The organism is Bacillus safensis (genome assembly GCF_039619585.1).
Classification (GTDB): domain Bacteria; phylum Bacillota; class Bacilli; order Bacillales; family Bacillaceae; genus Bacillus; species Bacillus safensis.
This window is the reverse complement of sequence record NZ_CP154909.1, coordinates 1,713,613-1,725,057: the sequence shown is the minus strand read 5'-3', so window position 1 is coordinate 1,725,057 and position 11,445 is coordinate 1,713,613. Positions and strand designations below refer to the sequence as shown.

General features: G+C 38.4%; 11 protein-coding genes. 1 reads left to right on the top strand and 10 read right to left on the bottom strand.

Annotated elements, in window-relative coordinates:
- Positions 1-8: 8 nt before the first annotated feature.
- From AAYR28_RS08735 to AAYR28_RS08725, 3 genes are all read right to left on the bottom strand, one after another.
- Positions 9-587 (bottom strand): TetR/AcrR family transcriptional regulator, encoded by a 579-nt coding sequence (locus tag AAYR28_RS08735; protein WP_345808973.1) that lies wholly within the window; start codon positions 585-587, stop codon positions 9-11.
- 228 nt (positions 588-815) lie between these two features.
- On the bottom strand, positions 816-1,526 hold the full coding sequence (locus tag AAYR28_RS08730) for a DUF421 domain-containing protein (RefSeq protein ID WP_061109909.1): 711 nt from the start codon (positions 1,524-1,526) through the stop codon (positions 816-818).
- A gap of 64 nt (positions 1,527-1,590) precedes the next feature.
- Positions 1,591-3,807, bottom strand: coding sequence for an RNA ligase (locus tag AAYR28_RS08725; RefSeq protein WP_345808972.1), 2,217 nt, complete (start codon positions 3,805-3,807; stop codon positions 1,591-1,593).
- 110 nt (positions 3,808-3,917) lie between these two features.
- Between AAYR28_RS08725 and AAYR28_RS08720 the strand changes: the two genes are divergently transcribed.
- Positions 3,918-4,109: a hypothetical protein gene (locus tag AAYR28_RS08720; RefSeq protein ID WP_034283400.1), complete on the top strand. Its 192-nt coding sequence runs from the start codon at positions 3,918-3,920 to the stop codon at positions 4,107-4,109.
- A 12-nt stretch (positions 4,110-4,121) separates the two neighbouring features.
- Here the strand turns inward: AAYR28_RS08720 and AAYR28_RS08715 are convergent, their stop codons facing one another.
- From AAYR28_RS08715 to AAYR28_RS08685, 7 genes are all read right to left on the bottom strand, one after another.
- The gene (locus AAYR28_RS08715) at positions 4,122-5,030 is read right to left on the bottom strand and encodes a DMT family transporter (RefSeq protein WP_034283398.1); all 909 of its coding nucleotides are present in this window, start codon (positions 5,028-5,030) and stop codon (positions 4,122-4,124) included.
- 145 nt (positions 5,031-5,175) lie between these two features.
- Positions 5,176-5,898: a LutC/YkgG family protein gene (locus tag AAYR28_RS08710; protein ID WP_061109907.1), complete on the bottom strand. Its 723-nt coding sequence runs from the start codon at positions 5,896-5,898 to the stop codon at positions 5,176-5,178.
- On the bottom strand, positions 5,898-7,319 hold the full coding sequence (locus AAYR28_RS08705) for a LutB/LldF family L-lactate oxidation iron-sulfur protein (RefSeq protein ID WP_061109906.1): 1,422 nt from the start codon (positions 7,317-7,319) through the stop codon (positions 5,898-5,900). The genes AAYR28_RS08710 and AAYR28_RS08705 overlap by 1 nt, the downstream gene beginning before the upstream one ends.
- Before the next feature lie 15 nt (positions 7,320-7,334).
- On the bottom strand, positions 7,335-8,057 hold the full coding sequence (locus AAYR28_RS08700; RefSeq protein ID WP_176967409.1) for a (Fe-S)-binding protein: 723 nt from the start codon (positions 8,055-8,057) through the stop codon (positions 7,335-7,337).
- Positions 8,058-8,375: 318 nt separating this feature from the next.
- The gene (locus AAYR28_RS08695) at positions 8,376-9,116 is read right to left on the bottom strand and encodes an ABC transporter ATP-binding protein (RefSeq protein ID WP_065214398.1); all 741 of its coding nucleotides are present in this window, start codon (positions 9,114-9,116) and stop codon (positions 8,376-8,378) included.
- A 10-nt stretch (positions 9,117-9,126) separates the two neighbouring features.
- Positions 9,127-10,815: a hypothetical protein gene (locus tag AAYR28_RS08690; RefSeq protein WP_176967411.1), complete on the bottom strand. Its 1,689-nt coding sequence runs from the start codon at positions 10,813-10,815 to the stop codon at positions 9,127-9,129.
- A gap of 43 nt (positions 10,816-10,858) precedes the next feature.
- Positions 10,859-11,377 carry a stage II sporulation protein M gene (locus AAYR28_RS08685; RefSeq protein ID WP_176967412.1) on the bottom strand — a complete coding sequence of 173 codons (519 nt, stop codon included), beginning with the start codon at positions 11,375-11,377 and terminating at the stop codon, positions 10,859-10,861.
- Positions 11,378-11,445 lie beyond the last annotated feature (68 nt).

Here is an 11,445-nt window from a genome sequence, read left to right as displayed (position 1 = left end):
TTATCTCTTTAAGATGCAACGCTGATGGCGCGCCATAAACATTGCTCAATATCCTCTAAAAAATCAATCGTTGGCTCTATTTCTTCTGCAAGAATTTGTTTATGCAGCTGCACGAAGGCACCAAATACAATAGATAAAATGGTTCTGCCTGAGAGATTTGGATGAATTCCATCCTTTTTCCCTTCTTCAAAGATAAGGAAAAGCTCATGTAACAAATGCTGCATTTTCTCTTTGCTCGTCTCGTCTAAGTAATGAGACCGTTTATCAATCTCTAAGAAATACAGCCCGCTTGGATTCTCCTTTGTAAATAAAACCAAGCAATAAAATACATGCTTAAAGTACGCCCGGATACTTAACTTTGGATCTGGACTGTTTGTGTTCATTTTTTCGATAAATGCTGAGAGACTGCTCTGGTACAAAATATTGACGAGCGCCTCCTTGCTGTCGAAATAACGGTAAATGGTGCCCGCTCCGACGTTTGCTCTTTTTGAAATCATCGGCATTGTGGTGCCGTCAAAGCCTCGTTCAATAAATAGTTCCAGCGAAGCCTTCATGATCTGTTCTTGTTTATCAGTCACTGCTGGCATTTCATCCCCTCCTTATAAAAATATAGGAATGAACGTTCATTCCGCTTTCGGTATATTATATTAATATTTTAATTCCATCTATTTATACTTAAACATACTTATTTTAATCCGTCATCACATTTTCTGAAAATAATAATAATTGAGAAATGCTACCTAGTCGTATGACACCCAAAGGACTTATAAAGTTTGTCAAATGTGTGTCACACAGGTGTCATCAGCACTACACATTCATTCCTGATCTATTGGAGAATGAATATGGTCGTCATATGTATCAATATATAAGTTTCCATTACTTGAACGAACAGCATAAACAATGTCCTTTAAGGACAGCTGCCTTTTTTTAAGCTCTTCTTCTATCCATTGCTCTGTTAATTGATTTTCTTGTATGTTCTTTTGGATGAGTTTCCCGTCCATGATGACTTCAATCGGCATGTAACGCTCTGCCTCCATGAATAAATGTAGGTCTTTCCGCGTGACTTTTTCAAACGAAGGGTATTTTTTCACTGACATATGCCCATCTGTTTCAATCATCGCAAATTCAACTTCGCTAATATCAAAGATGTCTTTTTCTCTCAGCTGTTGATTTAAATAATCAAGGGTATATCTCATCCCTTTCATATTTCCTTCAAGAATTTTTCCATTTTGTATGACAAGGGTTGGTTTACCAGCCATAAACCCTCTCATCTTCCGGCTTCTTAATGCAAGCAGGGAAATCACATAAATAATCATGACAAGTGACACAAAGGAAATCGTTGTGTGCTGAAGCGGGAGCGTTGTATTAAACGCCAGGTTCGCTGCAATTGAACCTAAGCTGATGGCTGCTATAAAATCAAAAATATTCATTTGCGCAATGGTTTGTTTTCCTAAAAGACGTGCTCCTCCAAATAAAATTGCAAAAGCAAACATCGTCCGAAGAATGACTTCAATATGGTCAGGCATGCAAGTGTCCACCTTTCAATTGCATCAAAAAAAGCCTTTTCCTTAGAAAAGACTCTTTGTTAGACTATGCATTTATCCCACCATTATTCAATTGGGCAGTACCGCTTTGTTCAAATTGTGACCGCAGTTCAATAATTGTGCTATTCCTCACATGATCTGCTTCTTGCTCAAGAAGCCACGTATAGAACCTAGCTTGCTCCGCTGTCTGCAACGCCTGCATAAATTTTTGCGAGGAACGCTTCTCTGCAACGCGCTGCTTCATCCCGCGCATCTGCTTCCAGAATTGATAATAAGGAAGCTTGAGTTTGGTCATAAAGCCGCGAGCATCCTCAATGACATATCCCTCTTCTTTTATTGTGTCATCATGAGAGACCGCCTGATACCATTTATAAAAAGACGTCCAATCATGGAAAACAGCCACTTCCTGCTTACAGGATATTCCCAGCTGTTCACTTAATCTTTTCACTTCAGCGAATGGTGCTTTTTCATAGCTTAACTGCCGCTTCACTATATCGAGTAAAATGAGTTGATCTTGTTCATATGTGATAATATGCGGATCTTTTTCTGGCAAAATGACTTCAAACACAAGAGATACATGGTGGTCACGGACGTATGATTTGATGTAGTCAGCCTGGACATCACTGAAGGTTTTATAAAATAGCTCTTCGACCCAGGAAGCATGCTGATTTTGTTTCACATGTGATGTATACGATTTGGACGTAAACACCAATTCATCTTCCATTTCGTTATACCCAACAGTTCCTAAGTATCCATTTGCTTTATCATATACGGCGACAGGGAATTGAAGATGGTTCACTAAATGCTGCATTCTTGTCTCCGGACGCTCATCAATGTTAAAAAATTTATTATAGCTTCTAGACACAATCTGCTTTGAAACCATATTGACAAACAAACCTCTTGCCTTCACATTCACATCATCCCACTGACGTTCACTAAAAGCCTTTTTCGTAAAATTAAAAGATGAAATATGGTGTGGAAGCTTTAATTCCTGAACGTATTCATGCTGATCTAAATGAGCTAAAAAATCATCCAGTGAAATATCTGATTGAACAGCAGCCAATTGTTTTTTCTCAGAGGCTCTGTAGACTGGATTGTCAATTTCATGAGTCTCAATCCCCTCAGCTGTGATTTTTAACACCCGCAGCTGCCCCCCAAATTCAACCTGGCCTTCTAGGTTATAAGATCTTTCCGCTGCGTGAATAGGCAGTCTGTATAAATTGCGATGCCCGTGAATTTGGATGATATCCAGCCCAGCTGTGTTTTGAACAAATAAGTGATCAATGTCATCTGAATATTCTCCTACGCCGTGAATGAGCTGCTGTGTTGAGACATGAAGAAGCTCTTCCGGCAAATGAGCAAGTCCGCCATGGGTAACAAGAAATGTCTGATCATGGTACGTAAAATAAGTCAGCTGATGAAAGGTTCTGACAAACTTTCGTACTTCCTTCAAATCAAAGTCTGCTGCTTCGATTTCAGGCGCAGTATGCCGGTTAAACATATTGCTTCTGACTTTTTCACCATGTGCAAACCGGTATAAATGCTGATCATGATTGCCTTCAATGACGATGACATTCCGGCATTCTCTATGGGCGAGCATCCATTCTAATACTTCTTTGTTTTCTATTCCCCTATCAAGCAAATCCCCTGTAAAGATATAAAGTTCGTTTTCTTTGATGTCTCCTTGCAAATAGGTGGTAAGTGCGGTGTAACAACCGTGAATATCTCCGAAAACATGAATGGCCTCATATTGATCAAAGGATCGAGGCTGATAGGTCATCACTTGCGGATATTCCTCCGGCTGCAAAACAGTCACCCATGACGGGACCTTTTCTGTTTTTAACCGCTCGTTCATTTGATACAAAACAGATTCCCGCACCACTTTGTGAGATTCACGTGAGCGATTTTGCAAAAGAGCTGTTTCAAGGGGCACCTGCGTGAAATCGACGACATATACCCTGTAACGATACGAAGTCGCTAAAGACTTATATTGAGAAATCGATTTACTTGAAATATGTGTCGCATCAATCACAGTAAAGTCTCCGCGTTCCATACGGGCCGTGAGTAGATCGAATAATAAAGACCAAACTTTGTGGTCATGCTTGCTTGAAATTTCTAGTTTCCCATTGACTGATAGCTGCGGCGGCTGCGTTAACAGCCGGATTTGATCCGCTGATAAAGTGTAAGGCTCTAAGCCTTGTTCTTTGATCCATGTTGATTTACCTACGCCTGGGAGACCTCGTAAAAGGACTAAAGTTCTCATATTGGTTCTCCTTTAATGAGTGATATTTTACCTATTATAGATAAATTATGGATAAATCTCAATCTTTTAATGATTATGGTAATATATAGATAGAAAAGGAGGTTTTACGTATGTCTAATAGAGAGGATATGGCATTCAACATGGGAGATCTTCTATTTCAAATGTTCTCTCTTCTATTCATTGCCTTTATTGTGACAATCATTGTCATCGCGTTTCGCATGATCAGAAGAAAACGAATGGAATTGAAAAAAATCGAGGCAAGATTAAACAAAGTGATTGAAAAAAACGATTTAAAAGAGTAAAAAATCCGGAAGTTAACCGGATTTTTTTGTTTTCATCACGATTCCTTGACGCTGCTGCATCAAAAAGAAAAAGACGCCTAAAAGAACAAGCAGGCCGCCAAGCATTTGAAGCAGAGTGACTTTCTCTCCAAGCAGCCATACAGCAAGGATCGTTGCCCCAACAGGTTCACCAAGAATACTCATTGAAATGGTTGTCGCATTCACATAGGTTAAAAGCCAATTATTAATGACATGAGACATGGTGGGAATGATGGCGAGCAATAAAAAGATTCCCCACTCTTTACCCGGATAGCCTGTGAAAGGGGTTTGCTGAAGCAGGTTGAATAAAATTAAAAAAAGACCGGCAAAACCAAATACACAAAAACTATAAATCCAATGAGATATTTTTCTTACAGCCTGTTGGCCTATTAACAAATAACAAACAACAGCAATCACACTCAAAAAGGATAAAATATCTCCTAAGATGGCTTCCTTGCTATGACCAATATCTCCCCAGCCTATCATGAGGGCACCAACAATCGCTGCACACATCGTCAATAGAGCAGACATTGTTGTTCGTTCACGGAAAATGAGGAATCCGCCTAATAAGGAGACCATCGGCTGAAGGGCGATAATAATGGTAGAGCTTGCCACTGTCGTCAGTTTCAGTGAGCCAAACCACAACACAAAATGGAGCCCTAAAAAGAAGCCTGACATACATAAGAAAAACCAGTCTCTTCGCTTTATCGAGAGAAATTCTTTTTTTCTAGGTAGGATAAACGGCAGCATGAGAGCCGCCGCAAAGATCATTCGATACATACTTAAAATAGCAGCAGGTGCATTTGACCATTTCACAATAATTGCAGAAAACGAAATGGCAATAATTGAAATCACAAGCGGTAGTGCAATTGATTTCGTTTGAGCAGTTGTCTTCATTTCCATTAGCAGCTTCCTTTACATCAGCAGTAGATGAGCAGTTCATCTTGTATGTCGTCATCTTACTATGTCCATTCACCTAGTGGCAAGATGATTTTTTAAAACTGGCGCGAGCTTTCTGGATGAAAAAAAGCTTTCATGACGAAAGCCTTCATTCATCATCTATTAACAGATAAACGGCCTGAACTGGGCCATGAACCCCCACCACTAAATTCATTTCAATATCGGCAGAATTACTTGGACCTGATATAAAATGGATGGCGCCTTTCGCCTGCTCCCCCTCTTCTACTGAGCGATTGAGAGCCGAAACAGCCTGAATCATCCGCGGAACAATTGAGCTTTTCTCTATACACACGATATACATCATCGGTAAAAAATGCAGCGCTCTTCCTTGACCTTGGTGGGATGAAAGGACAACTGTACCTGATTCTGCAAGGGTATAATCACTGAACACAACTGCATATTTCGCTTGTTCTGCCTGCCTTAATTTTTCTTCTCTTGATGCATCTGTATTCCAGCTGGTGATGGAGATTCCTTCCTGTTGCAAGCTGTCAAACATAGGGAGGAAACCATATTGTTCAAAACGCCGATCACGCGATGTCATCACAGCACCCTCACCATATTCTGTTATCAATAATCGTAATACAGAGGGCGCTTCCTCCGGTGTTGTTTCGACCACTCTTGTGTGAATTTGCTGACATTGCTTTTTCAATTGCTCGACTAGCTCTTCTTTAGACAAACTTCCGTTTGTTTCCCACTGGACTTGATGCCTCCATTCCGGACGCTGAATTGCTGCAGTTGGGGAGGAGTTTTTGCCTAATTGCTGCTGGATATGAGATAGAAACGACTCTCGGTGAGATATGGTCCCCTTCATCACTTCTCCTCCCTTTGTCTCTTTTTAAACCAATCCCTGAATCTTTCTTTACTTGGAACTGGCAGGTCACGAATATCTGTCCAATTCTTTAAAGGGCCTATCCCTTTTGAAATTTGTCCGTTTGAAGCCATACGATTCAAGAGCGCAGGGGCTGCTTTTGTTCCAAATTGATACATTCCGGGAGACGATGCCCCCATACCAAACATTTTCATCGCCATCATTTCAGCTTTAGGCGCTCTGCCCTCTTTTTCTACGATCACCTGTCTATGTTTAATCAATAACTCGTGAAGCGGAATCTTCACTGGACAAGCATCCGTGCAGGCTGCGCACAGACTTGATGCAAAGGGGAGCTCTTTATAGTCATCATAGCCGCCAAGAAGCGGCGAAAGAACAGCTCCGATTGGCCCCGGATAAATCGAACCGTACGAATGTCCGCCAACATGCCGGTAAACCGGGCATACATTGATGCAGGCTGCGCACCGGATACATTGGAGAACAGGCTGAAAGGCCGTTCCTAATATATTTGACCGCCCATTGTCCACAATGACCAAGTGAAATTCTTCTGGTCCATCTAGTTCTCCTTCTCCTTTTGGTCCCACGACAGAAATATAACTAGTTAATTTTTGACCGACTGCGCTCCTGCACAAAAGACCCACAAGGACATCCAGTTCCTCCATTGTTGGAACAAGCCGCTCCATTCCCATAACGGCAATATGCGTCTTCGGTATAGCCGTGACAAGATCCGCATTCCCTTCATTTGTCACAAGGCAGATGGACCCTGTGTTGGCCACTGCAAAATTACAGCCGGTCACACCAATATCAGCTTCGAGGAATTTTTCACGCAAGAGGGCTCTCACAAAACTCGTCATTTCTTCAGGTGTGTCTGACATCTCATACCCAAGCCTTTCATGAAATACTTCCCGTATTTGTTCTTTCGTCATATGAAGGGCGGGTGCCACAATATGTGAAGGCGGTTCATGGTCATCCACTTGCAGAATATATTCGCCAAGATCGCTTTCGACCACCTCACAGCCGATCTCTTCAAGCGCTTGATTCATCTCGATTTCTTCTGTGACCATTGATTTTGATTTGACGACCTTTTTGCCTGCTTTCTTCTGTGCCACGTTTTGAATATATGCTGATGCCTCTTCCTTTGTTTTCGCAAAAAAGACATGACCTCCGCGTGCACTTACACTTTCACTTAATTGATATAAGTAATCATCAAGATGCGTCAGCGTATGCTGCCTGATTTCCTCGCCAAGCTCACGCCACTTTTCCCAATTGCCAAGCTCCTCGCTTGCAGTCAGCCTTCTTTTATACAGGCGTTCCTGTGCTGAGGAGACAGCACCTCTCATGACAGCGTCTTCTAAGCCATCCCCGATCCGTTCTTTAAAGGCCTTTTCTCCAATTTTCATACTCATGTGCCGTTCCTCCTCTTAAAGTCCGCGGCTGTTTAATACTTCTGCGATGTGCATGACCTGAATGGGTTTATCAAGACGGTTCAGCCTCCCGCCAATGTTCAGCAGACACCCGCAGTCAGCACCAATGATATATTCGGCGCCTGTCTCCTCTATGCTTTGTACTTTTTCATCAACCATCTGCTCAGAAATAGGGGTCATTTTCACTGAAAAGGTTCCTCCAAATCCGCAGCAATTTTCTGCGCGGGGCAATGGTTTCATCGTCAAATCTTTGACATTTGACAATAGGGTAAAAGGTGCCTCCTTAATGCGCAGCAGTCTCGTCATATGACAAGAGGTGTGATAGGTTGCGTTTCCTTTCAGGCTCGCGCCTACATCTGTCATGTGTAATATATCAACAATAAACTCTGTTAATTCATATGTTTTTGCGGCAAGTGCCTCAGCCTTGGCCGACCACACTCGGTCTTCTCTTAAAAGATGAGGGTATTCTAAAAACATCGCCTTGCACGAACCTGATGGTGTCACAACATATTCAGCTGATTCAAAGGCTTTGATCATGTTTTTCGCTGCTTTGATTGCCTCTTTTGTATAGCCGCTGTTAAAGGCTGGCTGCCCGCAGCACACTTGTGTTTCTGGAAATTCCACTTCAACACCGAGTCTTTCCAATACTTCCACTGTCGCCTTTCCTACATTTGGCTGCATCGTGTCAATTAAACAAGTAACGAATAAATGGGCTTTCATCGGCGAACTTCCCTTCTATTGCTGCATTTTGATTCATCATTCTGGTCATCTGATGACTAAATAACAGACCCTAATTTCATTTTAATCCCAAATTTCTGAAATTTCAACGAAGTGATTTGTCTAAAATTTGTCCTTATGATTCGTGTGACTAAATGAAAAAACGCCCTTTTCATAGGGCGTTTTTGATGTTTATTTTTTGGAATTAATTATAGGTGTTAATGAAAAAGCGCTTTTAAATCCTTATGTTCCCTTTTATGAAGAATGTATCTTTGTTTACTAGTGTTGTAATCAATGTTATTATGTGATTTTTCAAACCAATCACTTTTTAAAATTACTATAAGAATGTGTCAACATATGAAAAACTTCTTCTAAACTAAGAGTATTTCCATTCATTTGACTGTCTTGCAATCTTATTTCCTCTAAGCTACCGGTGGCAATACAATTTCCTTTTTCAATTATTACTAGTCTGTCACATAATTTTTCTGCTACTTCAAGTATATGAGTACTGAAGATGATGGAGTTTCCTTTATGAGTAAAGGCTTTTAAATAATCTTTAATTGCCTTTATGCTTTCTGGATCTAATCCTGTAAATGGTTCATCCATAATCAAGAGAACCGGATTATGAACTAAGGCACCCATTAATATAATTTTTTGACGCATACCTTTTGAATAGGTTTTGATTAAGACATCAATTTTTCTTTCAAGAAAGAGTAGTTGGGATAGATCGGATATAAAAAGATCAATTTGATTGGAAGGAACTCCTCTTAATTCACCCATGAAGGTTACGTATTCTCTACCTGTTAAATAATCATATGGACTTAAGTCATCGAATACACAGCCAATCTGTGACTTATATTCATTGGGATCCTCAACCTCATATAAACTTACAAATCCGCTGTCAGGTTTCATTAATCCCGATAATATAGATAAAGTTGTTGTTTTACCCGCACCGTTTGAACCCAATAAGCCTAAAATTTCACCGGAACGTATGTGGAAGCTTATTTCTTTTATCGCAGGTATACTGCCATATGACTTGGAAATATTCACTACATTTAACATATAATCATCCTTACTCACTAAATTCACTTAAAGATGAGAAGTTTTTAAATTCTGAATTAGTTAATTTTTTACAGCACAAATGGAAGAGTATTGAGCTAATCATAAATGCCATGGACGAAAATAATATTACGGTTAACAAAGAATTTTTGGAGAGCATGATGATTAAACTCCCAATGATAATAAACAAACTCGACAAAAATTTACTCATGATACTGGACCTTGTACTAGGCAAATCCAGATAGGTTTCTCTTTCATAATTCGGGAAGGTAATACTGGAGACTAGAGCAATTAGTATTGTAACAACCGTAGTAAATAGATTTAAAGGAAGAATTAATAAGAAATTGACGTCAAATACTAAACAGGTTGCTGAACTAACAATAATTGAAAAAGGCAGTGCAACTCCTAACAAACTAAGCACCTTCGCTAAGCAAATTTCTTCTACTCTCACAGGAGTAAGTAAAAGGTAAACGAAACTTTTTCCTTCAAAGTCAGGCGAAAATCTATTAAAGAGTCTATGGATTACCATGACGGCTCCTGAAAGATGGAGAATAGCAAAGATCGATAAATGATTTCCCTCTATAAAAGAAATATTTTTGGAGGCTAAAAGATAATAAGGTATAAATATCAATATGTATTGAAAGATAATTAATAAAAATGTTTGATTAAATCTATACATCTGGATTCTTTGAAAATGTTTATAATCTTTTTCAACAATTTTCCTTGTTAAAATTGGAATAAATTTAAGGTATTTTAGAACCATGGACAATCTGGACAAATACAAATTAAATAAACTGTTTCTTATCTCTGTTCCAGTGACATTGGAATTATTCCGCTGAAAAAAAACAATATATGTATAGACTTCTAAATGTTTTAAAGATTTACCCATTAACCAACAAATACAAATCCCTATAAAAAAGGAGATAGAGAGAATTGTCCATTCATCACTTATAAAATGAAATGGGTTAAAGAACACTAGTAAAGACTGGATAATATAATGGTTGTAAATTAATAAGTAATTTTCCCTCACCAAGCTACTAGGTATATATTCAATAAAAGGAAAAAGAATAGAAAAAAAGAGTATAGTTATTATTATTTTTGTGAATAAAAGAAACAGGCTATAATTCAATCCAATTCTTTTACTTACTTTAGCCGAAATTATTTTCATCACTATATAGATTTTTAACGTCGCTACAATTAATATTATAGGAGTTATAAAAAGAAATAAAAACATCCCAGTTGCTAAACTAAAGTTCAGCTTTGTGGCTATATGAATGAAAAAGAGCACGAATATTACGAATAGTAGTAAACTTTTAAATAATTCACGCCCAATTAACTTACTGAGTATTATTTTATTAACAGATGGAACAATAGAAGATAGTAACTTAAAGTCTTTAAGTTCTAGCATACGGTACACATTAGAATAAACATTGCTAGTCAGAATGAACAATATTATTAATAAAAATAGTCTATAGGCCCATTCACTTTGCTCTTTTCTAGTTAATGGTTCTAAATTTTCAAGCATAAATTCAACTGTATAAGAAGTAAAAAAATTAATAATAGTCAAAGTAACAGTGATGATGATACTTCCTACAAGAAATGGGAGATAAACACTATGCATTCCCCCATTTTTATGGATATACAAAAATCTGTTTAAGATGCTTCTAAATTTATATTTGTTAATCAAATAAATTTCTCTCATATCCATCTACCTCTAAACATCAAAATGATATTTAAAACTAACATCATATACTTAGGAGTATTATTCCCTCAATCAATGACGCTGTGAATAAAAAAATAATATACATAATAAGTAGGACAACCATATCTATTAAGTCCTGCTTCTGTATAAATTTCCGATTTCCACGAATGGATTCAATCGTTATTTCACCAGGTTTTATAGCAAATGCAGTGACTAGAGCTATAGCAATCATCTCAAAAATCCCATGAAATATTGTGAATGTAATTACAGTTGAAATTGACATTGTTTGAGAGATGCTATAGATGGATACTCCAAGTAAATATCCTTGTAAGGAAACATATATTATTGATAAAAAACCGAGCGAAAAAACTCCAATTAACGCTGGCAGCAAGATAATGAAATTATGCGAAAAAATTGAGAAAACAGCAAATCCATCATTCTCACTATCACTAACCCCTTCCTCCAAATAACTAAGGGGAATGGTAGTCACGTTGATATCATTGTTAATCGATAAGAATAATATAGTACCGAAAAAGCTAATAAAAACAACTAATAAAGCCAACTTCAACACCCGGAAATTTCTCTTTATAAATAGTTTTAGCCAATTATATTTGGAATGGTTCAGTTTAG